Source organism: Heyndrickxia shackletonii (genome assembly GCF_001420715.1).
Lineage (GTDB): Bacteria > Bacillota > Bacilli > Bacillales > Bacillaceae_C > Margalitia > Margalitia shackletonii.
In genome coordinates, this window is the sequence record NZ_LJJC01000004.1 from 205,364 (window position 1) to 229,699 (window position 24,336).

Genomic DNA, 24,336 nt, shown 5'->3' on the forward strand with positions numbered 1-24,336 from the left:
CAATACTATTCCCGATTACGGTCACGATACATCGTGAAATGTTCCCGATTATCAACGTCATCCATGATTATGGTCACGATACTTCGTGAATTGTTCCCGTTCCACAACGTCATCCACAATTGCGGTCACGATACTCTATGAATTGTTCCCGTACATCAATACTATTCCCGATTACGGTCACGATACATCGTGAATTGTTCCCGTACATCAATACTATTCCCGATTACGGTCACGAAACTTCGTGAATTGTTCCCGTTCATCAATACCATCCACGGTTGCGGTCACGATACTTCGTGAATTGTTCCCAATCAACCCCTTCCTCATTAATTATCCAACTTTTGAACTACTAAATAATTGGTTCAAAAGTTGGAAGGAAATAACATTTGTACTTCGAAATTATCATAATAGTCAAAAATCCAGGAGGCGCGTTATTTTATGAAAAAAACAGGAATGAAGCTTGCGTGCACAGGTATTGCCTTAGCGTTGCTCACGTTAGGAAGCAGCCAATCTACTTTTGCAGAAAAGCAGGGTATTCAAAAGAAACCATTCGCTAACACACTAGCTGTTGCGAAGACGGAGCAATTCAGCAAAACGGATAATCCTATTTCGATTGGTGTACCTATTACGGTTCCTTCTACAAAACCAACCGTTGTAAAGGTGTTGAATAAGGAGCAGTTCGGAAATGCGAAACCACCTGTGAAGAGTGAAGTGAAGCTTCCTTCCGATAAGTGGGGGAAGGTCATCTTAACGATTACTGGAACGCAAAAGGGAAGACAGTATGATCGACTCTTCCAAATTTGGGCGGGTTCCTCGCAAATATTTGTCGGCGTGACACCTGAACCAACAAAGGACGGGATAGAGTGGAAAATCCAGAAGGATGTTACAGAATATCTGCCGGTTCTGCAAGGCAAACAAGTGCTAACTACAAAGTTGGAAAACTACGTAAATGATACATACACTGGAATTCCTGAAATGTCTATTCAGTTAGAATACTATCCTGAGGAAAAAGGCAAAAAGAATAAGCAAGCAGATCCGTTGAAAATAAAAACACCGGATAAAATCATTCCAATCACAAAGGATGCAGCACCTTTTTATATGTACGAAAAGAATTCCTCCATGGATGTTCCGCTAGATTTACCGAAAGACATCAAAGGAGCTTATCTGGATTTATATGCTGTACCACAAAATAATGATGAATTTTGGTGGTCGTTGCAGCCGGACTTCCGTGAAATTGAGGTGTATATTGATGGGCAGCCAGCAGGAGCAGTTTGGCCTGAGCCGACATTATATACAGGCGGGGTGAATCCATATTTATGGCGTCCTATTCAAGGGATCCATACTTTAGATATGACGGCGTACCGTGTGAATCTAACACCATTTGCAGGACTGCTGGGCGGAAAACATACACTGAGTATCAAAGTGAATCAGCATATTGATTACTGGTTGATGAGCGGATCGTTATTTTTATATCAAAATAATAGAAAGCCTACAACCGGAAAAATTGTGAAAAACACGTTAACATTCCCGACAGAATCGGATAAAACAAAAACGGATCTATTTGGTAATGACAATAATTTATTTGGAGAGAACGCAAATAAGAGTTATGAAATTCAAGGGGTAATTGATGCAAAGGGAGAGCACTATACATCTACCATTCAGGCATCACGCAATAATACAAGTGATCAAACAAATTACAATGAGGGCGGGGTCCAGATTGTTCACAACGCACAAGTTGTCACAATGGATGAATCATTTGCAAAGAAAGGTCAAAAAGCAAGCACGAAACATACAGAAGAAGTGTACACACTCGATTGTGGTTCAGGCTACATGCCAACGCAGGACGGTTCTTCCTTCTTATTGCCGTCCAATTTAACACAATCCTTGCATGTATACAATGTCCTAAATGGACCTGAATGGAAGTCTCCATACGAAAGCACCCTATATTTAAACACACAAGGATATGCATCACTTTATCGTTCAAAATCGGATACAGCTCAAGGCGCCACTACTGCAGTTGTTGATTTTAAAGACTCCAACGAACAATCCTACCATCAAGTGCTGATGTCGCATGGAGGAATCGTTACTTATAATTTAGAACTTGGGTCATTGTCTAAGAAAGGAAAATAGCTGATAAAAAAACCTGTTTTTGAAATGTAAAAACAGGTTTTTGTTTTATATATAAATTGAATTTTGTTAATAATATTCCACTCTATTTCCCATATTAAAATATTCCAAAAGCAGATATAATTAGGCAGTAAAACATAAAATAAGGGGAAATATCAATTCAATGAAAAAATTTATTAGGGGGAATAAAGCAAGAATCATATTAGTTTTAATAATAGCTTGTATCTTTTGGTTTATTTGGTGGGTTAATTCACCAGAAAAAATTGATTTTGCAAATAATATAGATAATGAAACACATCAATTAATGGAATCCAATGTTTTAAAAACAAATCAAATATCATATTTTAGTTTTGATCAAATGGAGGAAACAGAACATTACAAAGTAGCTATTTTCAGAGGAAAGGATAAAAGTATATATGATTCCTTTGATCTTAATTTAAATGAAATTTGACAAAAGGCTCCTGCTGTATATTTCGGTTTCTTTACTCCCATTGATGAAGGTGAATATACGATGAGAATACAAGATGACTGGGATGACATAGTGGCAGAGGGTGATTTTAAAATTGTGAAATAATGAATCATAAAAAAATTTCGGTGGTATTGTCTTAAAGAGTTATATTTTTATAAAATATATTCAAAAACAGGTTTAATTTTCACTACATATAACTTTGGTGTAACCGAAAGAAGTCTCTACTTCTATTAATGTTGTCCGATCATTATCAAAACACTGATTTATTTTAAGTAAGTTTGCTAGATGATTACTTCGAATTTGAAAAATCTCCGTTACGAAAAAAGCCAAAATTGCCATGGTTCCGATGATAAAACAAGCATCTTCGTTTTGTTTTGCTTCAATTATTTTCGCTCCCTTTTAAACAACAATATACAATAGAAAAAGTAACACATGCCTGCAATGAGTATAGAAATAAAAGTAACACAATAGAGAGTGGAAAAGGTTCCGTTACCAACAGGTCCCAATCTAGGTTTATTCATTTCGTACATAGAAATGAGAGATATCAGAATCATACAAAAGGAGATACAAAGAATAATGTATTTTTCCATAAGGAACTCCTTGTAAAAGGAAAGTGAATGAGTAGTAATGAGGAATTTCTATACAATATTTCCATTTATAATTAAAGACTGATATATTTTAAATATTGCCACTATAATGAAAATATGCGTAGTAAAGGGTGAAGAAATGCAAAAAAAGGTTGGATTTTTCGTATATGATGATTTTGCTATATGGCAGGTTTCGCTGCTACTAAAGTTTTTAACAGATGCCGATTATCAGATTGAGACTCTATCGATTAATGGCGGTTTGGTATCTACTGATGGAGGAGTTTTGGTTCATACAGAAAGTATTGGGCATAAAAATCCGAATGAATATGACTTCCTACTGTTCCCTGGAGGGAGGGTGACCAAGGAATTGGTAGATAATCAACATCTGAAACAATTTTTACAAGAGTTTAATGGATTTATTGCTGCAAGTTGTGCCTCTTCAGCAATCGTAGCGGGTGCTGGCTTAGTGAAAGGTGATTTTACTACGATGCCTCCTATTAAAGAAATATTTTCAGAGTACTTTACTGAAGGAAATTACACGGATACCGACATTGTGGTCGGTGAAAAGCTGATTACTAGTAAAGGATCCGCCCATTTCGAATTTATGATGGCGGTTTTAGAGAAGAGTGGACTTATGGAAGAAGACCCAAGATTGAAAAATATTGCATTAAAACTTTCAAGAAATCAAACTCTAATTAATAAGTAGTATTGAAATAACACTAAAAGGTGTTATAATGAACGTGACACCTTTTAGTGTTATAATTTCTTTGGAGGTTTTATTCATGACATTACCAGATATTAAACACACTGTCCTTTTAAATGCACCAATTGATAAGGTATGGAAAGCAGTTGCAACTTCAGAGGGAATTGCAGCGTGGTGGATGGACAATACATTTGAGCCGGTCCTTGGAAAAGAATTTGTTTTGCATGCAGGACCATATGGGGATTCTCCTTGCAAAGTAACCGAACTTGAGCCTCCCTATAAAGTTGGATTTGATTGGGGAAAGGATTGGCATCTAACGTTTGAATTAAAAGAGGTAGATGGGAAAACAGAGTTTACACTTATTCACTCTGGCTGGGATGAAAACAAGGTTACCGAATTTAATCAACCGCATACGGTTATCCGTGGCATTATGGATGAAGGTTGGGCTAAAATTAAAGAAGGTAAACTTGTATCTTATATAGAATCACTAAAATGAAAGATACCGTTATAAAACACGATGTTTTTCAAGCGGTTGCCGACCCAACCAGGCGGAAGATGCTAATAATGCTTGCTGATAAGGAAATGCCAATTGCTTCCATTGCTGAACAATTTCCTATCAGCCGTACCGCGGTCAATAAACATCTGCATGTTCTGGCAGATGCAGGTCTTGTTCAAAGTAAAAAAGTAGGGCGTGAAACAAGGTACAAGCTCCAACCTGAACCATTGAAGGAACTTCAAAAATGGCTAAGCTTTTTCGAAAAATATTGGGCAGATAGACTTTCGGCACTCAAAGAATTTGTTGAAAATGATGAAGAGTAAAATAAGAGGATGTTTTCATCCTCTTAACATTCTAAAACAAATGGAGGAATGGAAATTGCCTATAAAAAACTATGGAGTTTTAAAAGGAAAAGCAGTCAAAACGATGTTGGGCAGCAACGAAAAGCCTCATTTTCAAGTACTTATTGTGGATGAAAATAGAATAGGGTACCGGATTGCCATTAATACAAAATCTCAAGACTATCCCTCAGAAGTATTATATTTTGTAGGTGAGAATTTCAAATCGGAAGAAATTACAAAGTTACCAGATTTAGAGTTTGGTTTTACCCCTATACAAAATAATCATCCTGATATTGGACTCGATTATATAAGAGGTCATTTATTAGATCGATCCCAAATGATCCCTCTGCCAACTGATGAAGATGGTCCTAATAATGATTTAAACGATAAATTTCAGTATTATTTTAAACAAGCTATTGATACAAAGGCAATTGTTTACGCATTTGGGCAAAGATGGGGTCCGGAGCAAAATCAGCCCGATCAGTATTTTGGATTTACACCTGGAAATGGGATTCATGATATTCATATGAACCAAGGAAATGAGGGCCATTGGCAAAAGGATAATGGGATATGGCAAGATGGGGGAATTCTCCTGCATTTTGAACAAGAAAATAGGTGGGTGGCGATATTTTTAGCTTTCCAATCTCAATCCTGGTGTACCGATGACAATGGAAATGCCATGCCATCTGCAGAACATGTTAAGTAAAATCACCTGTGTTAATTCTTCAACGTTCTTATCACCATAAGAAAATTCCCGAAAATAATATTGCATATTATTCTACACTAGATTGTATAGATAAATAGTTTTAGAGATAAGTGGGGGTGGGTTTTCATGGAACATAACTATAAGATTAGAAAAGAATTATTGGAAAGTGTAAGTGACTTATCGGATCAGCAGTTAAATACAACGCCTGAAGAAGGCAAATGGTCTATTATGCAGAATTTGGAGCATCTATATTTGATGGAGAAGGTTGTTGTACAAAGAATGACTCAAGAATTGAAGTACAATACTGAACCAACTTCGGAAGTACCTATTAATATGTTGTTAAATCGATCAAAAAAGATCGATGCGCCAGAATTTTTAAAGCCTTCCAACGAATTTACTTCATTAAAAGAAATGAAAAGCAAGCTTGATGAATCTCGTGAGGCTTTAATAAATTTTGTTTCGCATACATCTGAGGATGATTTGGCGAATAGAGCAATGGCTCATCGTTTATTTGGAATGTTAAGTTTGAAACAATGGGTTAAATTAATAGGATATCATGAACAGCGCCATTTAGAACAAATTGAGGAAGTAAAACAGGCAATGCAATTTTAAGAACCATCGCCAAGAATGCAGGTTAGAATTCTTGGCGATGGTTTTTTTATCATTTCGATGGTTCATAGCATGCTGATTGTGTCCTTCAATCTGTTCGAGTAACAATTAAGTGACATTTGAACAATATTGCGGCCCCATTCAGCAGCCCTTTAGCTACTTATTTAACCGTATTAGCCACTAAAGATGCATACACATTTGCACCTTTTGGATTAAGATGAACACCATCAGGCTCAAAGTAATCATTATGATTGGCACTAGCAGAAAACCAGTTTACAAGAGATGTATTAGGATATTTTGCAGTTACCGAGTTCAGTGTAGTGTTCACAACGTTTTGCCAAGGTCGTGGAACCCGAGTATTCACAAATATGATTTTCTTGTTCACTCCAATGGTCTTAATCATGGTTTCTAACTGGCCATTTGTAAAAGGACCATTTGTACCGAGTTCGATAATTACCACATTGCCCAATTCCCCGTTAATTTTCATTCGTTTCACTAGGTCTAGCGCTTGGTACATTTGCCTGCCTATTTCAGCATCTACCTTTATGGATGGAAACACCTTTTTTAAATAAGGTTCTACGTCGACCAAAATGGAATCCCCAATAGCTGTTATGGTTGAATTTGATTTTGGAGGCGGTGTGCCTTGGGTATTTTGATTGCTTTTTTGGACAGTTTGTTGATTTACTTTCTGATCTTCTTTCTTAGTCACTTTGTTTTCTGTAACTTTTTGTGATGGTTGATTGACTTTGTTATCACTTGGTTTTATCTGTACAGGACTTTTTCTCTTTTCCGTTGATGGCGAAGTAGAAGTTTCTTTACTGGCGACATCCACTTTCTGTTTTACATCATGATTATTCCGTGGTTTTTCAACAACAGTCATTTTCTTCTTTTCAGTATGGACTTTTGTGTGTTTTGGGGGAGCAACCGTTTTACTATTCGCTTTCGCACTCGGTTCATTCGAAATCACGAGTAATGAAATAAGCAATACTGCGGATACTCCTATAAAAGCAAACGCACGTCTGAAGGACATCTTGCCCAGCGTTTTCCACATCACACCAAATCCATTTTTTCTGATAGGATTTTCAATAAATTTATAGGAAAGGGATGAAAGTAAAATAATAAGTCCAATTTGAAATATACTTCTAACGATAGATATTCCCTCTGTATTGACGGCAGGTGTTGTTAGCATAATAACCGGATAATGCCATAAATAAATGCCATAGGATCGCACTCCTAAAAATCGCAGGGCTTTCACATCAAAAATTCTGCTGATGCTGCTTGCAGGATGGACAAGGGCAGCCAGCAAAAACGCAGTTACGATTGACAATAGAACCATTCCGCCTAAATATAAAAAGCTTTCATATTGGTTGGTTCGTACTAGCATCCAAAGTAAAACAAAAAGTCCGAGTCCCCCAACTAAATTGAGAAAAAAGCGTGATGCTAAAGGTACTTTTGCAGCTAATTTTTGGCTAGGCCAACATAGGGCCAGAGCAGATCCAATTAATAAAGAAAAGGCGCGGGTATCCGTTCCGTAGTATACTCTGCTAGGATCCATACCTGGCTGATAAAGGATGGCCATTGCTATACCGGAAAGGACGGCAGCAAGTAAAGTTAATATTAGTACGGACCGTTTTGATAAAAACTTTAACCCGATTACAATGAATAATGGCCAAAGTAAATAAAATTGTTCTTCCACAGCTAATGACCAAAAGTGAGTAAGCAGGGAAGGAGAACCGAAGCTTTCAAAATAAGAAACATGGTGAAAAATATACCACCAATTACTGAAATACAAAGCCGCTGCAATAATGTCTCCCTTCAAAGTATCTAAAAAATGGCGGTCAAATAAGATGACCCAGCATGAAATCACGATAAGGAGGGTGAACATAGCTGGCAGTAGACGCCTCGCTCTGCGATACCAGAAGTTTTTTAAATCGATTGTTCCTTTTCTGTCTTTTTCTGTGACAAGAAGATCGGTAATAAGGTATCCGGAAAGTACGAAAAAAACACAGACTCCTAGAAAGCCTCCAGATGCCCATCCAAAACCGAGATGGTAGAAGATGACGGCGAATACGGCTAACGCTCGTAAACCATCAAGTGAATGAATGTATCGTTTAGTATTCATTAAATGAGTTCCCTCCTTTATGAAGTAAAACAAGTTGTATGTATGGACAATAAAGGGAAACGATAATGAAAGAAGCCGTTCAAAATACTTTACTTTTTTCAACGAAAGCCGAAAATGCTTATTTTCTATATTAATAGATTCCTTTCATCCATCTCTCCACGAATATTGCTCAAATTAAGACATGTATATTACAAATATTACATTTATATTACTGATGTATCAATGGTTTTTGTTAAAGTTTTTTCTAGTTTTCTATTTCAAACAAAAATTATTTACAAATGCGGGTTGAAAATGATGAGAGTAATGTTAGGCAGTTGTAACAACATATTTTTACAGGGATAAACTTTTCCATCTATCCCTGTAAATGTGGATTTATCGAATATACTCATGTCCAACCAAAACTTTTGAAATAACATCAGTCGGAATGACAAATTCCACTACTCCCATATATCCAGGTGCAACATCGTATTTATCAAAAGAAATGACCAGTTTATGATCCTTGTTTATATAGAAGTTTTGATTAGCGGAAATCTTCTTAAACATATCTCCTGGCATAATATCTTTGTCTCCTGTGCCGCTTACCCAATAAATTTTATCCGGGTCCTCCTTCATTTGATGACGCATTTGATCCTGAATATTATTACTGATTAATTTTATATAACTGTCGTCCTTGAATAAGCTTGGTAAGGTGATTAGCACTTGATTTTTTTTATCAATGGTGTCGTATTTAAATGTTGTAGAGGACGACCCTACTGTGTTGACAACGTAACGGCCGATGGAGAGGATTTGTTCGTCATCCGTTTTTACAACATAACCGCTATCAACTCCTAGGTGACCGCCACCTTGTTTTTTTAATTCGCTAACCTCCGTTTTAAAATCCTTATATAATTTTTTGTTTTCCTCTAAATATTTTTGATTTAAGCTATTCTCTAGACTTTTATTTTCCAGATTTTTAATACCCGGTGTTTTGATATGTGCATTGTATGTTTTGTCGTCCACATTCCATTCCTTAAACGTAATTACCTTCACGACGCTTCCAACTACTGGTATGTCGGACAATGTTTTTGCAAATGTAGGGCTTGTGTTTACGCTGGCAATGAAAATGGCTGCAGCGGCTGCTGCTCCTAAAATCCATTTGTAGGTGCGTGTGGGTTGTTTGGGCTGTTTTAGTGCCTTTTGCACAATCTCATCAAGTTCAGCCGGAATAGGGATATTTTTATATTCACTTCTTAATTGCTCCAACTTCTTATCCATCCAAAATTCCTCCAGTAACGTGTTATTGTAACTTAATTCGCAGCATATCCAGTGCTCTGTATAACCTTGTTTTGACCGTGCTTTCCTTTTCACCAAGGACTTCTGCGACTTCTTCAATTTTTAAATCCTCGAAAAATCGCAAGATGATGACACTGCGATACTTAACGGGCAATTCCTCCAGCGATTTTTCCAAATCCAAATGCTTGTAGACATCTTCTTTGCCTGAGCTATAATAATCTAAAGTTTCTTCATCGACGAAGGTAACCTTTTTCTTTTTACGCAAAAAGTCTAAGGATGTATTGACAACGATTCGGTAGAACCAGCTTTTGACGGACTGGGCATCCCGTATAGAATCTTTCGCCAGAATCGCCTTTTTTATAGAATCTTGAACAATATCCAAAGCATCCTCTGAATTTTTGACATAACTATAAGCCAGTCGATAAAAGTCTTCTTTATTTTCTGTAACGAACTGTATAAAATAGTGGTCCAACTTGCTTTTCATTGAAAAAAGAGCTCCTTTTTCTAAGATACGTATCTGTTTGGTGTTACGGAAAATAGACGTGCGGTGAGGATAAAAAGTTTTAAGCTTTTTTTGGAAATTTTATTTTCATTTGTAAGTATAAGAATGTGTAAACTTTATTAGTATAAAAATTATTTAACAGTGTAGTCACTGTCCAGCTGCAACGCCTATCCGCTAGCAGATGAGCAAGGCGATTGCGCTTTTCCTGTAATACATTAAGTAAGAATAATTTAGAAAGGATTTTGTTTGAAAGAAAGAGAATACGTTTTTAAGGGTAATTTTTTATAAAGGATGTGAAAAGTGCGAGAAGTGCGCACTCTATAGAATGAAGATAAAACTAATTATTGCCGATGATAATTCTTTTATTCGGGAGGGGATGAAAATCATCCTCAGCACGTATGATGAGTTCGAGGTTTTAGCGACCGTAGATGATGGGAAAGAAGCAGTTGATTATTGTAAAAACAATGAAGTTGATGTTGCTTTACTAGATGTTAGAATGCCGAATATGAATGGCGTAGAGGCAACGAAGCTCCTAACAGAGCAAACAAACACAAAGCCTTTAATTCTAACGACCTTTGATGATGATGAATATATCATGGATGCGATAAAGAACGGAGCGAAGGGGTATTTGCTAAAAAATACAGAACCGGAAGTCATTCGGGATGCCATCAAGGGTGTGTATAAAGGAAATAGTATTATACAGGATGTGGTGCTGGAGAAAATAAAGTCCAATTTGGCAGAGTCTAAAAATCAGGAATCGAAAATTGATACGAGTTTGTTTACGGAAAGAGAGCTTAGTATTATGTCACTTATTGCAAAAGGACTTTCCAATAAAGAAATTTCAAAGCAGCTTTTTATTTCGGAAGGGACGATTGCGAATTATATTACGTCGATTTTAAATAAAACGGGTCTTGGGCACCGTACGCAAATTGCCATTTATTATTTAACAGGCAAAGTAGAGCAATGAGGGAATTAAAATGGAATTATGGATGATTTTCAGCAAATTAATTATTATGGGGTATATTGCTGCAGTCTATGTTCAATCAGGCAGCCCTCATTTGCCCTGGGTTGTTTTTTCCCTGCTTGTTTATTTTAGTGTGAGCATTGTGACCTATTTGTTTAAAAGGGATATAGTTAAAAAGCTGCTTATGCTAGTGTCCATTATATTAGTAGTTATTTTCTGTATCCAAATCGATCCGCACTTTATGCTGCTTCTGCCTATCAGTATCTTTGAGTTAGGGAATTACTTTATGGAAAAAAAGCCATATTTGTTACTCATAACCCTTATTCCGGTTATATATATGAAGGGGAATATGTACCCTGCATACGGAATGGTAACCCTACTGAGCTATATGGTATTTCGAATGGGAGTTATTTTTACCAACAAACTGATAAAATACGAACATCAGATGGATACGATGCGAAGAAGTCTGCAAAAGCTATCGAAAAGTTTGAATGAAAATCAAGAATACATAAGGCAATCAGAATATACTTTTAAGCTGGAGGAGCGGAACAGGCTTTCCCAAGAAATCCATGATAAAATTGGCCACTCCATGACTGGCGCTCTTATTCAAATGGAAGCCTCTAAGCGTTTGATGGGCATAAATCAGGAAAAAGCGACGGAATTATTGCAAAATGCCATCAATATCTCGAAGGAGGGAATTGAAAGCATTCGAGTTACCTTGAAAAATATGAAGCCGCCCACCGAACAGATGGGTATTCACCGAATGAAGCTATTAATTGATGAATTTTCATCGAAACATCAGCTGGACACTTCCTTTATTTACAAGGGGAATCTGGAGGTTATCGCCCCAATTCATTGGAAAATCATACAGGAGAACATTACCGAGGCTTTGACGAACACCTTAAAATATTCGGATGCTACACATGTTTCTATAGAACTTAATGTTTTAAATAAAATCATTAGAGTCGAAGTGAAGGATAATGGCAAAGGCGCTGAAAAGGTGAAAAAAGGCCTTGGAATCAGGGGAATGGAAGAACGGACTGCCGCTATTAACGGAAAAGTGATAGTGGATGGGATGAATGGGTTTTCGGTGACGACATTGCTGCCTATTTAATTAGTAGCTTTAGGATAACGGACACCAGTTCCTTTATGTGTGACAAAACGGGCTGAATCCTTATGTTTGCGGACAGAGATTCCGTTATTTTTGCAATAGGGAGGTTATTTTCTCTTTTTTTACGCAAATAACGGAATCTCTGTCCGCTTAGTCATTAAATTAGGGTGATTTTATAAAGATAACGGAACCAGTGTCCGTTTGTTTTTATATTTAATATTTTATTAAAACAAATACCTCCCTCTTCTAAAGGAAATACTGTACATAAATTTACTTTTGTGAAGAGGAGCGTATATTCTTAGATGATGAAAAAACCGGTTATCGGCATTACTAGTTCATCCGTTCATTATAATGGTCATGAAAGCTCAATGCTGCCTATTAGTTATTGTGATGCAATAACTAATGCGGGTGGCCTCCCTGTTATTATTGCTGTTGCGCCAGAAGAAATGGCAGAACAATGGTTAGATGTATGCGATGGAATTATTTTAAGCGGGGGAGAGGATATGGATCCGTATACCTACCATGAGGAACCTCATCCGCAGCTGAAAAAAACCATAATAGAACGGGATCAGTTTGAAATAGGATTAGTACACGCTGCAAGAAAACGAAAGGTACCTATTTTGGCGATTTGCAGAGGGGTGCATGTCGTAAATGTAGCACTGGGCGGCACCATCTTGCAGGATATTGAAAGTATTGTTCCTAATTGTATTCAGCATACGCAAAAGGCATCCAGTAAAACCCCTTCTCATTCCGTTAAAATAGAAGGAAATAGCTTTTTATCCACTATACTTGGGACACAGGAAGTGAGGGTGAATAGCTTCCATCACCAAGCAGTGAACACCCTTGCTCTCGGATTAAAGGTCACGGCGCGGGCACATGATGGAATATTAGAAGCTATCGAAGCAATAAATATGGAAGAAGGTTGGATTTTGGGAGTTCAGTGGCATCCGGAGGAAATGGGGACCAATTACCAGATGGATCAACTATTTGCTGAGTTTATAAAAGCCTGTGAACTAGGCAAATAACTCCCGCGAAAAAACTCATATGAAAAACATGAAAATTCTCATGTGAAAACAGTGAAGGAATGCACTTATGGAAGTGTGTTCCTTTTTCTATAATAACATCATAAGCGCTTTAATAGATGTCTAGCTGCAGCGCCTATCGGCTAGCGGATTTCTAATCGAGAGGAGAAAAAACATGAATGTGTTAGAAATAAAAAATTTAACGAAGAAATTCGGTGACTTTATCGCGGTAGATAATATGTCTTTAAAAATTGAAGAAGGTGAGATCTTCGGATTTCTGGGTGCAAACGGAGCAGGTAAGAGCACGACTATCAATATGATATCCGGACTATTAAGAAGCAACGAAGGGGTTATTAACATCCTTGGAAAAAATGCCGAAAAACATAGCCGGTTTGCAAAAATGAATATCGGGATTGTTCCGCAGGATTTGGCCATTTACGAGGATTTAACTGCATATGAAAATGTTCGTTTTTTTGCGGGGCTGTATGGCCTGCGTGGGGTGGAATTAGATGCGCGTGTAAAAGAGGCGCTCGAGTTTGTCGGTTTAAGTGATAAGCATAAAGGCTATCCAAAGAATTTTTCCGGCGGGATGAAAAGGCGCCTGAATATTGCGTGTGCCATTGCCCACCGACCAAAATTGATTATTATGGATGAACCAACTGTCGGGATTGATCCGCAATCCAGAAACTATATCCTTACCTCAGTACGCAAGCTTAATGAAATGGGAAGTACGATCATTTACACAAGTCATTACATGGAAGAAGTAGAGGAAATCTGTACTCGCATTGCTATTGTGGATCACGGCCAGATCATTGCGGAAGGAACAAAGGAGCAATTGAAATCCATCATCACGAATACAAAGGATATTTGGATTGAAGTGAAATCGGCGGAGGGTCTTGATCCGAACACGTTGCAAGCAATCAATGGAGTGGAAGCAGTTCAAATAGAAGACAATGTAATTAAAATCAATAGTGATGCCGGAGTGAACAATTTAAATAAGATCATTGAACAGTTAATGAAGAACGGTGCAGAAATACGTTCATTAGAAGAGCAGGAACCAAATCTGGAAACAGTGTTCTTGACGTTAACAGGGAGAAACCTGCGTGATTAATAGAAGGGAGGGATAATGAGTGAACATTGTGAACATCTTTTTAAAAGAGTTAAAGCAAACTTTTCGGGATTTCCGGATGTTTGTGTTCATGATTGCATTTCCAATTGTGTTTATGTTGGTACTTGGGATGGCATTATCAAATGCATTCAGTACGAATAAGATTTCAATCGATAACATTCATGTTTTATATAAAAATCAGGGGAATAATCAATTAGCTCAAGCCTTTGAAACATTTAAAAAAGAAACAAATAAATCCGGGATTCACTTTAAAGAGACAAAAGGGAATGTAGATGGAAAGAAAGCAGTAAAACAGAATGATGTTGACGGTTATGTGGAGATTTCAAACACTGGAATCAAATTATATGAAAGTGACCGGAATAGTATTGAGGGAAACATTATTCAAGGAATGTTGACCGCTTTTGTAGATAAATACAATGTTGCCATGTCGGTAGCAAAGGTCGATCCGAGTAAAGTGAATATGGTTCTTGCATCAAATCACTCCAACCAATATATAAAAGAAACTTCCTTACATGCTACAAAATCTCCTGGAGCGATGGACTACTATGCGATTGCCATGACGACCATGATTGCTCTTTATGCTGCGTTGAATGGTAGTTCCTTAATGAATACGGAAATAGCAAGGAAAACGGGGGACCGACTTTTAGTATCTCCTGCTCGTAAAAGCGACATATTTTTAGGAAAAGTGTTTGGAAGTATCACAATAAATTTTATCTTTATTGTCATCGTTGTTTTATTTAGCAAATTTGTTTTTAAAGCAAATTGGGGAGACCATTTGGGAGTTGTGTTCCTTATTTTGTTAACAGAAGTGCTGATGGCTGTCAGCTTCGGGCTTGGAGTAAGCTATATCACCAAAACAGGCGGAGCGGCCCGAACCATTGTGATGATTGTCATTCAAATAGCCTCCTTCATAGGTGGTGCTTATTATAAAATCGACTATGCAGGCAATATTCCAAAACTTTCGCCGTTATCTTGGGCAATTGAAGGAATTACCAAGGTGATTTATGCGAATGATCTTGCGGCAGCCATTCCTTCTATAACTCTGAATATCGGGATAACGATTATTATGATGCTGATAGCGGTAGTCTCTTTTCAAAGACGGGAGGGGTTATAAATATGAAGGATATATTTTGGTTAGTGAAAAATATATTGAGAGTAACGTTTAAAAGTAAAAAGGGAATTCTGTTATATATATGCACTCCTCTTATTGGAATATTTATCTCCTTCCTTTCCTATGGTGGTTCAGGTGGAACGATACTGCAAGTTGGGATTGTCGATCATGATCATCAAGCTGTTACAACAGATACCATTAAGTTTATAAAAGGCTTAGAGAATGTGAAGGTGAAAAACATTAAGGAATCTGATGTATCGGATCAAATTACGGAAGGAAAACTCGATTGTGTTATTACCCTTGATAAGGGATTTGCTAAGAGTGTTCTTGCAGGAAATCCAAATCATATCAGCATTTCTTCCATAAAAGGCGCAACGGTTACAAGTTATATCAAATCCTATCTATATAATTATATTGATAATATTTCTGCAATCAGTAAGGCTTCTAATGGTGATCAAAACAAATTCGATAAAATGTATGCCGATTACCATCAGCCACAAGTAAAGATGTCCGCGAGTGTATTAAAGGACACGTCAAAGTATAAAGATATGACCAACCAAACGATCGGATATTTATTAATGATTATGCTAATCAGTGCAAGCACCCTTGCGGAAATTATTTTAAAAGAAAAAGGAAATAGAACCTATTACAGACTTCTATCAACACCTATTAATGCCAAAAAATATATTTCGGCCAATATCATCGTGAATCTTTTTGTGATGGTCATTCAAATTATTATTACATTACTTTGCCTTAAGTGGATATTTCACATCAACATCAATATGCCGGTTTGGCAATTGGGCTTAATCCTGCTGATATTTGGATTAGTGGCAATTGGATTTGCACAAATTACGGTAGCTTTTACAAACAGTACAGGCGCATCAGGCGCAATGCAAAACTTATTCATCGTTCCAACCTGCTTGTTATCTGGTTGTTTCTTCCCAGCCGAGATCATGCCAAAAGCATTGCAAAAAATTTCTGATTTCCTCCCGCAGCACTGGGTATTGGAAACTATTACGAAATTACAGCAAGGCGCACATTTAGGCCATGTAACATTGAATTTCATGATTCTGCTGGCTTTTGCTGTAGCGTTTTTCTTAATAGCAATCTATAAAATCAGCCGTAACAACAATGTCAGGAATTTTGTTTAAGCAGGATAAGGGGCAGGTTCCCTTATCCCTTTTTTATGAAGAGAACTTTTAAAAGATATTGTATCTATTAAATTAATTTACGGGCAGTAGCTTTAAAATAAAAATTTATCAAAATGCCCCCAATTCGGTATTTTACGATAAACGATTTTTTAGCTTCAAAAATTCCCCTCTGAGACATAAGAATACTCTTCAGACAATATTATCCATAAGGGGTATAACGGTGCAACTTTCTTATTAACGGTATAACTTTCTTCGAGACGGTACATTTTACTTTCAAATTTACACAGGCATTCAATTTTGATGGATGCCCTTTTTTCTTATTGAACTGTTGAAAATAGAAAGGAATTTACTATACAGTGGGAGTATTTATACTTATGTAAAATGTGTTTTATTCGGTTATAAAATTTTAAAAAAATATTTTTATAGATGTGTCGATTTGTCATTAGCGCATTCGTTGTCTTAATAGATGCAGGATATTTTGAGAAATGAAAATCCGAATGAAATGATTTTGAATAGGAGGCCATTGTATGTATTCCGTAATCTCAAAAGACGGCACGAAGATTGCATATGACAAAGTAGGTCAAGGACCGGCACTTATATTGGTAACAGGAGCGTTTAGCTACAGAAAATTTCCTGCCCAAGTAAAACTGGCAAATTTGTTAGCGGAGTATTTTACCGTTTATAACTATGATCGCAGGGGCAGAGGTGACAGTGGTGACACAAAGCCATATGACATTGCTCGTGAAATAGAAGATCTTCAAGCGATGATTGATGAAGCTGGCGGATCGGCATATGTTTGGGGATTGTCTTCTGGAGTGGCTCTTGCCCTACAGGCAGCAGAGAAAGGAGCAAATATTACGAAATTAGCTCTTCACGAACCTCCTTTTGTGGTTAACGCTGAAGACCCAAAGCCACCGGAAAATTTTCTGAAGCAAACTACCGAGCTTATTGCCGCTGATAACCGAGCGGAGGCAGTTAAGTTTTTTATGACAAAAGGTATGGGTGCACCTTCGTTTGTTGTAACGATGATGCGTGTAATGCCGGGTGTATGGTCAAAGCTATTGGATGTTGCTCACACGCTTCCTTATGACGCCGCTTTGTTAGATGGTTTTATGGAAGGAAAAAACCTGCCTTCCGAACAGTGGAGGAAAGTTACAGTACCAACACTAGTGATGGAAGGAACGGAAAGCCCTGCCTCTCTTCGCAATAGCGCCAAGGAATTAGCGGGTGTTCTGCCAAACGCACAGCTCCTCAGTAAAAAAGGTCTTGGCCACACCAAGAAACTTAATTCAAAAATGATTTCATCGGAACTTTGTGCATTCTTTACAAGGTAATTCTTTTTTAAAAAACTTTATTTTGATGTCGATTCATCCATTTATTATTCGTTGTATAAGTAGAAGCGATACAAAGCTTCATTAAAAAATAGGAGGTTTTACTATGAGATTTATGATGATTGTGAAAGCGACTACAGATTCAGAGGCGGGTGCACTGCCAAGCAAGGAGCTAATAGAAGCGATGCAAAAATATAATGAGGAATTGGTGAAAGCAGGTGTTTTACTAGCTGCGGATGGACTTCAGCCTAGTTCAACTGGAATCAGAATTTCCTACCCAGAACCGGGAGGTAAACCAAAGGTTATAGATGGTCCTTTTACAGAGGCAAAAGAAATAATTGCGGGATATACACTGATCGAAGTTAAATCTAGAGAAGAGGCAATTGAATGGGCTCTGAGGATGCCGGACCCACACGGATATGGACAGGGAGAAATTGAACTTAGACAGGTATTTGAGGCGGAAGACTTAACGGATAATCCTGAATTACTGGAAAAAGAAGCAGCACTTCGAAAGCGTGTAGAGGAGCAAAAGGCGTGAGTTTGTCCCAAACACATCGAACGATTGATGCGATATGGAGAATAGAATCGCCAAAGGTTATCGCCAGGTTAACCGGAATGGTACGAGATGTCGCGCTTGCAGAAGATCTGGCTCAAGATGCCTTGGTCATTGCGCTTGAACGATGGCCGGAAATTGGGATACCAGAAAATCCGGGTGCATGGCTAATGACAACGGCGAAGCGGCGTGCAATCGATCTTTTGCGGAGAACGAAAGTGCGTGATCAGAAATACGCTGAGGTCGCCCAACATACAACTTTATATACAGAAGAGGACATAGACCATGCTTTGGATGAGGAGATCGGTGACGATCTCCTTCGTCTCATCTTTATGACGTGCCACCCAGTGCTTTCTCAGGATGCTAGAGTCGCCTTAACCCTCCGTCTGCTTTGTGGTCTAACTACAGAAGAAATCGCACGTTCCTTTCTCACCGCGGAATCAACCATCGCACAGCGAATTGTCCGAGCGAAAAGAACGCTTAATGCTAATAATGTTCCTTTTGAAGTGCCCGTCGGGGATGAACTGACAGATCGTCTCCAAGCGGTGCTTGAGGTAATATACCTGATGTTCAATGAAGGGTATTCAGCAACAGCCGGGGATAACTGGACTCGACCGTTGCTCTGTCAGGAGGCGCTAAGACTTGGACGGGTACTTGCTGAGATTGCACCGCATGAACCGGAAGTGCATGGATTAGTTGCGCTAATGGAGATTCAATCTTCCCGCCTGAAAACAAGGGTGAACTCTAAAGGAGAACCCATTCTTCTCATGGACCAAAATCGTGCACTGTGGGATCAGCTGCTTATTCGTCGCGGCTTGGCAGCACTTGAACGCAGCCGCAGTCTTGGACATTCACTTGGACCATACTCTTTGCAAGCTGCAATTACTGCTTGCCATGCACAGGCACCGTCTCCCAAAGAGACAGATTGGGTCCGAATTGCTGCTCTTTACGAAGCACTTTCAAGAGTAATGCCTTCGCCAATCGTAGAATTAAACAGGGCGGTGGCAATATCTATGGCATTTGGACCTGCATTTGGACTTCAGATTGTGGACGAGTTGAATACTAATCCTTCCTTAAAGGGGTATCATTTGTTGCCAAGTGTCCGCGGAGATCTCCTTATGAAACTAGAGAGGTACGATGAAGCCCGGGTAGAATTTGAACGGGCAGCGTCTCTAACTCAAAATGAGCGCGAACGAACACTTTTACTAAACAGAGCGGCAGAATGTGAGAAAAAAACATCGATATAAATATCTTTTAACCTTCTTGTCGATTACATAGTTTCCTATTCGTCGTAATAGTAAGGAAGGAGTTTTGGGAGTCTATATTCCTTAAATTATTAGTATTTACAAGCTTTGTATCATATAAAGTATTTCACAAGTTTAGTATTTGTCTAGCTGCAGCGCCTATCGGCTAGCGGATTTCTCCGTCTTCTCCCTACGATAAGTCAACATCAGGTGAAAATGGCAGTTCAATTTTCAATAGCTCGTGAACGACCTCGCTGTGTTTCCTTTATCTCAGTCGAAGACTACGAAATCCGTACGCCGATGATCAAGGCACTTACGCTTTTCTTACGAGGAGGGAAAAATAATGAGATTTTTGTTGATTGTGAAGGCTACAGCTTACACGGAAGCTGGGGTGGCTTACAGCAAGGAACTCCATGATGCAATGAATGCGTATAAGAAGTCCTTGGCTAAGATTGGCACACTTCTTGCAGATGAGGAACTTTATCCAAGTTCAAATGGGATAAAAGTAAGGTATCCAATGAGTGGAGCAAAACCACAGGTGCAGGTCGGTCCGTTTCCGTTAAATCAGGATTTCATAGCGGAATATACCTTGATTGACGTGAAATCGGAGGACGAGGCTCTAAACTGGGCTCTACAAATGCCGGTTCCAGTGGGGTACGGTGAGTTCGAGATTGAATTGCGAAGGCTTAAAGAGAAAAGAGAATCTTTACAAGAACCTGGAATTAAAGCATTAGAAGCTGATTTGCATGATCAGCTCAATATGTTGAAAGAATTATAATGCAAACTAAGAAAACCAACTATAAATAAAGGAGATGATGTCAAAATGAATCAAGAAGTAACCGATTTTATTCATTCCATAAAAGAACCCTGGCAAGGAGAATTAGCCACCAGTTTACGTAAAGTTGTCCATCAAGCTATCCCAGATGTAAATGAACGTATCCAATATAAAAAGCCACATTTTTTGAAAAATGGAAAATATGCTGCTGTTATCTCAACATCGAAAGAGGCTGTTAGTTTTACGATTTTTAATGCTTCCTCACTGGATCTACCGGAAAGCATGTTCGATGGGCCACCGGAAAGAAAGACATTAAAGCTGCGAAAAGGGGACACATTTGATTCCGAGCAGCTAGTTTCATGGGTTAGTCAGGCTTCAGTGGGATAAGGGGTCAGATCCTTGTCCCTTTTTTAATGAAAAGGAATACTACCGTTCCTTCTTTCTCTTTACAAAATTGCCCCCAGTCGCAATGATGATAATGATTACCAAAAAAACAGCAGCCCACTTCATAAAGTTTATTTCAGATGACTTTTTATCGCCTTCATATTTTCCTTCTCTTGTTGCTTTTACAAACTTTCCTTTCCCATCTTGAACGGCAATTGCCTCGTCCGTACTAATTCCTTTTATAGAGTAATATTTCGTTCCTTTCTTAAAGACATTTGAAAAGTTTCCGGAATACATTCCTTCCCTATCTGAGTACTTTGTTACATGCCCGATTTCTTTCTCTACCTTTTCGACCTTCTCCTCACTTACAACGTAAATATATCCATTCCAAACAACAAAGGGGTATGCCCAGCTAGCGAAGGAATTTATTGGAGTTATCAGGAAAAGAAATAACATTGTAAACAGTGGTATACATCGTCCCTTCATTTTATCCCCCTTTAAGACCAGTATTTTCTAAATTATATGGTTCTTCTCCAATTACTAAAACTCCTTTAAAAAAATATAATGTTTTTCTTGAACCCAACGTAACGTTAGGTTGTATAGTTTAATTACCGGTAAAAACTATTCGTACGAATTAGGAGGAGATGATGATGGAAAAGAAACATTGGAAAGTAGGAGAACTGGCGAAACTATCTGGTCTTACGGTCCGTACACTTCACCATTATGACCAGATAGGATTGTTTTCTCCTTCAAAGCATACAGAAACAGGCCATAGGCTATATTCGGATGCTGATTTAGAAAGACTGCAGCAAATCTTATCCTTGAAGCAATTAGGATTCGGATTGGATGAAATTAAAAAATTTATTACAAGCCCGACATTCAGACCATTGGAGGTTATTAAAATCCAACTAGAAAAGCTGAATGAGGACATTCGTATTCAAGAAGAGCTGCGCAGGGAATTAGAACAACTATATGAATTTCTTAACCAACAAAGAGATGTGTCGGTTGAGCGTTTTATCAAATTAATTGAGGTGATGAAGATGACTACTAATAAATATTTTACAGAAGAACAATTGGCGAATTTAAAGAAAAGAAGCGAACAATTTGGGCCTGAAAAAATAAAAGAAGTGCAAAATGAGTGGTCAACATTAATTGAAAGGGTAAGGAAACTTATGGAGAAGAATACTCCGGTTGAGAGTGATGAAGTGCAGGAATTAGCAAAACGCTGGAGAGAACTAACCAATATATTTTCCGGGGGAGATCCAAAAATTGTGGAAGCAGCGGAACGTTTCCATGCGGAAAACCCTAATAATCCGATTCAATTCGGTATAGATGGTCCTTTATATAAATATATCAAGAAAGCTTTAGAAAAATTGTCCTAACCAAATTGGAATGGGGTGAAGGGGCGGGTCCCCCTCTCCCAATTTTTATGCTTATGCAATAGCCCACAAAAAACATAATTTTTTAATTAAGATTTTCTTTTAACCTTTGTATATCTATGTTTGCTGCGAGCAGTTTGTTTTCTCCTTCTTGCTCGATTAAATCTTTTAATTCGTTCAGCACAGGATCAAATGCAGTATGTTTTTGAAGCATAAAGGTCATTTCATGCTCTATAGGCAGCCAAGTGTCAATATTCGCTTCATTATGTTGAATTTGTGCTTCTAATTTATCTAATGCATTTGCAATTTTAGCTTCATATGTTATTTTGTCCTCAAATTCAAACCACAGATGATAAAAAGCTTGGCCATTTTCATCGCCTAATATATCGCGAATTTTTTCAATTGCTTCTATTTCATTTTGTCTTTTTAATGCTTTTTGTTCAGCGTTATCCATGGTATGAAAGGCAGGGATATCTTTTGCATATGCTTCTACAAGATCATGAATGATGATCATTTTTAACAATCGCTCACTATTTACTTTTTGATGCAGATAAGGTTCTATTGCCATGGCCATAAGTGCAACCCGCCAAGTGTGTTCTGCTACACTTTCTCGCCTCCCATTTGAAAGCCAGCTATGACGCAGTTCCATTTTTAGTTTTTCACCTAATTTAATCAATTGAAGGACATTTTTTAGTTGTTGCATGAATAAACGCTCTCCTCATTTACATATCGTTTCGCTAGTTCTTTGATTTTTTTAGCGACGTTCTCTCTATTAACAATTTCATTTGCATACACAGAAACTGGATGATTCCCCACACAAATACTATGCTTAGCATCCTGAAAAAGCTGCTTATCATTTGCATCATTCCCAAATGCAATAAATTCTGTAATACCTAATTGCTGCAACCCCTTTTGTTTATCTATGCCAAGGGGACTTATATCAATTAACTCCTCTGAATGGTGTTCAAATAAAGAAACCGGCATTTTATGTAAAGCCTGTTTCACCTCCGCTGGCGGAGAAAAAATCACCATTTTTGAAATTCCATTTAAACCCTCAAGTGGTTTATTCATCGCTGTTTTATGGGGATCTAGGTTTTTAAAAATCGTATGATCCTCTTCACCCGTAAAACTGTAATCCCAATCACTATCCGCTAGATATTTTAATTGATATGATTCAATCAATTTTTTTAATGCTATCACTATTTCTTGTTTGAAATAGATAACTTCAATTTTCCCGTTTTTAAAAGTAAATGCGCCATTGCCACCAACCATCTTTACGTGATGATATCTCTTGGGCAGTACCGGTAATAAATCACGGATAGGTCTGGCGGAAGCAAAGATTACTTCATGCCCTTTATCCAAGCATTCATCCAAAGCAGAACAAATTTCTTCCTCTATATTCTTTCCGGTAAAGCAAATAGTGCCGTCTATATCAAATACAAAATTCATTATGCTCACCCCTTTTTACATATGTTACAAAAGTTTTGATAGAATGTAGAGGACAGATGTCCCGGAGGTAAAATATGAGCATAAATTTAAAGCAAGCATGCGAACAGTTTAATCTACCAATTCCTTTATCTATTCAGCATTTATTGATGTTACGCACATTCCATGAAAAAGAAATTATTCTTCAATCGGGAAAAGAAATAGACGGGTTATACTTGTTAATAGAAGGTCGGTATTATGTAACAACAAGGGAAGTAACCGGCAAAGAATTATTACTACGTTATTGCAATCCTCTGTCTGTTTTGGGCGATATTGAAATTTTACAAGACTGTACGATTCAATCGGATTGCATCGCTTCAAGTAAGTGTACTTTTATCTTCATTCCACTTTCGGTTTATATAACATATTTGCAAATGGATGGTACATTTACAAAGCTTCTATTAAAAGAACTTGCATATAAATTGCAAACTTGTACTATTTCCTCAAGAGTGAATGCACTAGCATCAGTTGAAGCTCGTTTCGCAGCTTATTTATGTACAATTTACTCGGATTCTTCTACAAAAGATTATATTTTTACATCTAATTTAAATGAGGTGGCTTCATTAATCGGAACAACCAAAAGACACTTAAATCGAATTATCAAAACTTGGGGTGAACAAGATATTATTACTCGAACAACAGAAGGGATTAAAATAATAGATTTTGCAAAACTAGATCTTTATTCTGAGGATATTCGTTATGAATAATAATTTTAAAGTGTAAAAAAGTACATACGAAAACAAAGGAAAAACCGGTGAGAAGAATC

At 37.7% G+C, this 24,336-nt stretch carries 26 protein-coding genes; 20 read left to right on the forward strand and 6 right to left on the reverse strand.

Translation table 11 applies throughout. The features are described from left to right. Nucleotides 1-435 precede the first annotated feature (435 nt). The 7 genes from AN964_RS01075 to AN964_RS01105 all read left to right on the forward strand — a co-directional run bounded on the left by AN964_RS01075 (nt 436) and on the right by AN964_RS01105 (nt 6,038). The gene (locus AN964_RS01075) at nt 436-2,127 is read left to right on the forward strand and encodes a peptide-N4-asparagine amidase (RefSeq protein WP_055737951.1); all 1,692 of its coding nucleotides are present in this window, start codon (nt 436-438) and stop codon (nt 2,125-2,127) included. A gap of 160 nt (nt 2,128-2,287) precedes the next feature. Next, nucleotides 2,288-2,575: a hypothetical protein gene (locus AN964_RS01080; protein ID WP_055737952.1), complete on the forward strand. Its 288-nt coding sequence runs from the start codon at nt 2,288-2,290 to the stop codon at nt 2,573-2,575. A gap of 744 nt (nt 2,576-3,319) precedes the next feature. After that, nucleotides 3,320-3,886 (forward strand): DJ-1/PfpI family protein, encoded by a 567-nt coding sequence (locus tag AN964_RS01085; protein WP_055737953.1) that lies wholly within the window; start codon nt 3,320-3,322, stop codon nt 3,884-3,886. A gap of 76 nt (nt 3,887-3,962) precedes the next feature. Then, the gene (locus AN964_RS01090) at nt 3,963-4,379 is read left to right on the forward strand and encodes an SRPBCC family protein (RefSeq protein ID WP_055737954.1); all 417 of its coding nucleotides are present in this window, start codon (nt 3,963-3,965) and stop codon (nt 4,377-4,379) included. Continuing rightward, nucleotides 4,376-4,702 carry an ArsR/SmtB family transcription factor gene (locus tag AN964_RS01095; protein WP_055737955.1) on the forward strand — a complete coding sequence of 109 codons (327 nt, stop codon included), beginning with the start codon at nt 4,376-4,378 and terminating at the stop codon, nt 4,700-4,702. The genes AN964_RS01090 and AN964_RS01095 overlap by 4 nt, the downstream gene beginning before the upstream one ends. A 55-nt stretch (nt 4,703-4,757) precedes the next feature. Continuing rightward, nucleotides 4,758-5,426, forward strand: a complete 669-nt coding sequence (locus AN964_RS01100; protein ID WP_055737956.1) for a YukJ family protein — start codon at nt 4,758-4,760, stop codon at nt 5,424-5,426. Nucleotides 5,427-5,552: 126 nt separating this feature from the next. Beyond that, a complete protein-coding gene (locus tag AN964_RS01105; protein WP_055737957.1) occupies nt 5,553-6,038 on the forward strand; it encodes a DinB family protein in 486 nt (161 codons plus the stop codon). A 157-nt stretch (nt 6,039-6,195) separates the two neighbouring features. Here the strand turns inward: AN964_RS01105 and AN964_RS01110 are convergent, their stop codons facing one another. The 3 genes from AN964_RS01110 to sigV form a co-directional block, all read right to left on the reverse strand. Next, nucleotides 6,196-8,157, reverse strand: a complete 1,962-nt coding sequence (locus tag AN964_RS01110; RefSeq protein WP_055737958.1) for an acyltransferase family protein — start codon at nt 8,155-8,157, stop codon at nt 6,196-6,198. Nucleotides 8,158-8,529: 372 nt separating this feature from the next. Next, nucleotides 8,530-9,411 (reverse strand): anti-sigma-V factor RsiV, encoded by an 882-nt coding sequence (gene rsiV, locus AN964_RS01115; protein WP_055737959.1) that lies wholly within the window; start codon nt 9,409-9,411, stop codon nt 8,530-8,532. 22 nt (nt 9,412-9,433) lie between these two features. Further along, nucleotides 9,434-9,913 (reverse strand): RNA polymerase sigma factor SigV, encoded by a 480-nt coding sequence (gene sigV, locus AN964_RS01120; RefSeq protein ID WP_055737960.1) that lies wholly within the window; start codon nt 9,911-9,913, stop codon nt 9,434-9,436. 343 nt (nt 9,914-10,256) lie between these two features. Here sigV and AN964_RS01125 point away from each other — a divergent pair, with 343 nt between their 5' ends. The 11 genes from AN964_RS01125 (at nt 10,257) to AN964_RS01175 (ending at nt 20,709) form a co-directional block, all read left to right on the forward strand. After that, nucleotides 10,257-10,898, forward strand: a complete 642-nt coding sequence (locus AN964_RS01125; protein WP_055737961.1) for a response regulator transcription factor — start codon at nt 10,257-10,259, stop codon at nt 10,896-10,898. A gap of 10 nt (nt 10,899-10,908) precedes the next feature. Beyond that, on the forward strand, nt 10,909-12,009 hold the full coding sequence (locus AN964_RS01130; protein WP_055737962.1) for a sensor histidine kinase: 1,101 nt from the start codon (nt 10,909-10,911) through the stop codon (nt 12,007-12,009). Between the two features lie 299 nt (nt 12,010-12,308). Then, a complete protein-coding gene (locus tag AN964_RS01135) occupies nt 12,309-13,031 on the forward strand; it encodes a gamma-glutamyl-gamma-aminobutyrate hydrolase family protein (protein ID WP_055737963.1) in 723 nt (240 codons plus the stop codon). Between the two features lie 172 nt (nt 13,032-13,203). After that, nucleotides 13,204-14,139, forward strand: coding sequence for an ABC transporter ATP-binding protein (locus AN964_RS01140; protein ID WP_055737964.1), 936 nt, complete (start codon nt 13,204-13,206; stop codon nt 14,137-14,139). 19 nt (nt 14,140-14,158) lie between these two features. Further along, nucleotides 14,159-15,271 carry an ABC transporter permease gene (locus AN964_RS01145; RefSeq protein WP_055737965.1) on the forward strand — a complete coding sequence of 371 codons (1,113 nt, stop codon included), beginning with the start codon at nt 14,159-14,161 and terminating at the stop codon, nt 15,269-15,271. A gap of 2 nt (nt 15,272-15,273) precedes the next feature. Continuing rightward, nucleotides 15,274-16,419, forward strand: coding sequence for an ABC transporter permease (locus AN964_RS01150; protein WP_055737966.1), 1,146 nt, complete (start codon nt 15,274-15,276; stop codon nt 16,417-16,419). A gap of 527 nt (nt 16,420-16,946) precedes the next feature. Beyond that, nucleotides 16,947-17,753, forward strand: a complete 807-nt coding sequence (locus AN964_RS01155) for an alpha/beta fold hydrolase (protein WP_055737967.1) — start codon at nt 16,947-16,949, stop codon at nt 17,751-17,753. Nucleotides 17,754-17,856: 103 nt separating this feature from the next. Continuing rightward, a complete protein-coding gene (locus tag AN964_RS01160; protein ID WP_055737968.1) occupies nt 17,857-18,288 on the forward strand; it encodes a YciI family protein in 432 nt (143 codons plus the stop codon). Continuing rightward, the gene (locus AN964_RS01165; RefSeq protein ID WP_055737969.1) at nt 18,285-19,550 is read left to right on the forward strand and encodes an RNA polymerase sigma factor; all 1,266 of its coding nucleotides are present in this window, start codon (nt 18,285-18,287) and stop codon (nt 19,548-19,550) included. The genes AN964_RS01160 and AN964_RS01165 overlap by 4 nt, the downstream gene beginning before the upstream one ends. Before the next feature lie 340 nt (nt 19,551-19,890). Continuing rightward, nucleotides 19,891-20,325 (forward strand): YciI family protein, encoded by a 435-nt coding sequence (locus tag AN964_RS01170; RefSeq protein ID WP_055737970.1) that lies wholly within the window; start codon nt 19,891-19,893, stop codon nt 20,323-20,325. Between the two features lie 45 nt (nt 20,326-20,370). Then, entirely contained in the window at nt 20,371-20,709 is a 339-nt protein-coding gene (locus AN964_RS01175; RefSeq protein WP_055737971.1) for a DUF1801 domain-containing protein, read from the forward strand. 39 nt (nt 20,710-20,748) lie between these two features. On the opposite strand, the gene AN964_RS01180 is transcribed toward AN964_RS01175, so the two are convergent. Beyond that, entirely contained in the window at nt 20,749-21,192 is a 444-nt protein-coding gene (locus tag AN964_RS01180) for a hypothetical protein (protein ID WP_055737972.1), read from the reverse strand. Between the two features lie 164 nt (nt 21,193-21,356). Between AN964_RS01180 and AN964_RS01185 the strand changes: the two genes are divergently transcribed. Next, nucleotides 21,357-22,088, forward strand: a complete 732-nt coding sequence (locus AN964_RS01185) for a MerR family transcriptional regulator (protein ID WP_055737973.1) — start codon at nt 21,357-21,359, stop codon at nt 22,086-22,088. Between the two features lie 82 nt (nt 22,089-22,170). Here the strand turns inward: AN964_RS01185 and AN964_RS01190 are convergent, their stop codons facing one another. Both AN964_RS01190 and AN964_RS01195 read right to left on the reverse strand, forming a co-directional pair. Continuing rightward, nucleotides 22,171-22,788, reverse strand: coding sequence for an HD domain-containing protein (locus AN964_RS01190; RefSeq protein ID WP_055737974.1), 618 nt, complete (start codon nt 22,786-22,788; stop codon nt 22,171-22,173). Beyond that, nucleotides 22,776-23,534, reverse strand: a complete 759-nt coding sequence (locus tag AN964_RS01195) for an HAD-IIB family hydrolase (protein WP_055737975.1) — start codon at nt 23,532-23,534, stop codon at nt 22,776-22,778. Before AN964_RS01195 ends, AN964_RS01190 begins: the two co-directional genes overlap by 13 nt. A gap of 74 nt (nt 23,535-23,608) precedes the next feature. Here AN964_RS01195 and AN964_RS01200 point away from each other — a divergent pair, with 74 nt between their 5' ends. Then, a complete protein-coding gene (locus AN964_RS01200) occupies nt 23,609-24,277 on the forward strand; it encodes a Crp/Fnr family transcriptional regulator (RefSeq protein ID WP_055737976.1) in 669 nt (222 codons plus the stop codon). Nucleotides 24,278-24,336 lie beyond the last annotated feature (59 nt).

Excerpts from the sequence above, each read along its gene's own strand:
- AN964_RS01135 (WP_055737963.1), top strand. The coding sequence starts at position 12,309 with ATGATGAAAAAACCGGTTATCGGCATTACTAGTTCATCCGTTCATTAT.
- sigV (WP_055737960.1), bottom strand. The coding sequence starts at position 9,913 with ATGAAAAGCAAGTTGGACCACTATTTTATACAGTTCGTTACAGAAAAT.
- AN964_RS01095 (WP_055737955.1), top strand. The coding sequence starts at position 4,376 with ATGAAAGATACCGTTATAAAACACGATGTTTTTCAAGCGGTTGCCGAC.
- AN964_RS01180 (WP_055737972.1), bottom strand. The coding sequence starts at position 21,192 with ATGAAGGGACGATGTATACCACTGTTTACAATGTTATTTCTTTTCCTG.
- AN964_RS01200 (WP_055737976.1), top strand. The coding sequence starts at position 23,609 with ATGAGCATAAATTTAAAGCAAGCATGCGAACAGTTTAATCTACCAATT.
- AN964_RS01090 (WP_055737954.1), top strand. The coding sequence starts at position 3,963 with ATGACATTACCAGATATTAAACACACTGTCCTTTTAAATGCACCAATT.
- AN964_RS01125 (WP_055737961.1), top strand. The coding sequence starts at position 10,257 with ATGAAGATAAAACTAATTATTGCCGATGATAATTCTTTTATTCGGGAG.
- AN964_RS01105 (WP_055737957.1), top strand. The coding sequence starts at position 5,553 with ATGGAACATAACTATAAGATTAGAAAAGAATTATTGGAAAGTGTAAGT.
- AN964_RS01190 (WP_055737974.1), bottom strand. The coding sequence starts at position 22,788 with ATGCAACAACTAAAAAATGTCCTTCAATTGATTAAATTAGGTGAAAAA.
- AN964_RS01160 (WP_055737968.1), top strand. The coding sequence starts at position 17,857 with ATGAGATTTATGATGATTGTGAAAGCGACTACAGATTCAGAGGCGGGT.
- AN964_RS01155 (WP_055737967.1), top strand. The coding sequence starts at position 16,947 with ATGTATTCCGTAATCTCAAAAGACGGCACGAAGATTGCATATGACAAA.
- AN964_RS01170 (WP_055737970.1), top strand. The coding sequence starts at position 19,891 with ATGAGATTTTTGTTGATTGTGAAGGCTACAGCTTACACGGAAGCTGGG.
- AN964_RS01195 (WP_055737975.1), bottom strand. The coding sequence starts at position 23,534 with ATGAATTTTGTATTTGATATAGACGGCACTATTTGCTTTACCGGAAAG.
- AN964_RS01080 (WP_055737952.1), top strand. The coding sequence starts at position 2,288 with ATGAAAAAATTTATTAGGGGGAATAAAGCAAGAATCATATTAGTTTTA.
- AN964_RS01185 (WP_055737973.1), top strand. The coding sequence starts at position 21,357 with ATGGAAAAGAAACATTGGAAAGTAGGAGAACTGGCGAAACTATCTGGT.
- AN964_RS01140 (WP_055737964.1), top strand. The coding sequence starts at position 13,204 with ATGAATGTGTTAGAAATAAAAAATTTAACGAAGAAATTCGGTGACTTT.
- rsiV (WP_055737959.1), bottom strand. The coding sequence starts at position 9,411 with ATGGATAAGAAGTTGGAGCAATTAAGAAGTGAATATAAAAATATCCCT.
- AN964_RS01150 (WP_055737966.1), top strand. The coding sequence starts at position 15,274 with ATGAAGGATATATTTTGGTTAGTGAAAAATATATTGAGAGTAACGTTT.
- AN964_RS01130 (WP_055737962.1), top strand. The coding sequence starts at position 10,909 with ATGGAATTATGGATGATTTTCAGCAAATTAATTATTATGGGGTATATT.
- AN964_RS01085 (WP_055737953.1), top strand. The coding sequence starts at position 3,320 with ATGCAAAAAAAGGTTGGATTTTTCGTATATGATGATTTTGCTATATGG.
- AN964_RS01175 (WP_055737971.1), top strand. The coding sequence starts at position 20,371 with ATGAATCAAGAAGTAACCGATTTTATTCATTCCATAAAAGAACCCTGG.
- AN964_RS01110 (WP_055737958.1), bottom strand. The coding sequence starts at position 8,157 with ATGAATACTAAACGATACATTCATTCACTTGATGGTTTACGAGCGTTA.
- AN964_RS01075 (WP_055737951.1), top strand. The coding sequence starts at position 436 with ATGAAAAAAACAGGAATGAAGCTTGCGTGCACAGGTATTGCCTTAGCG.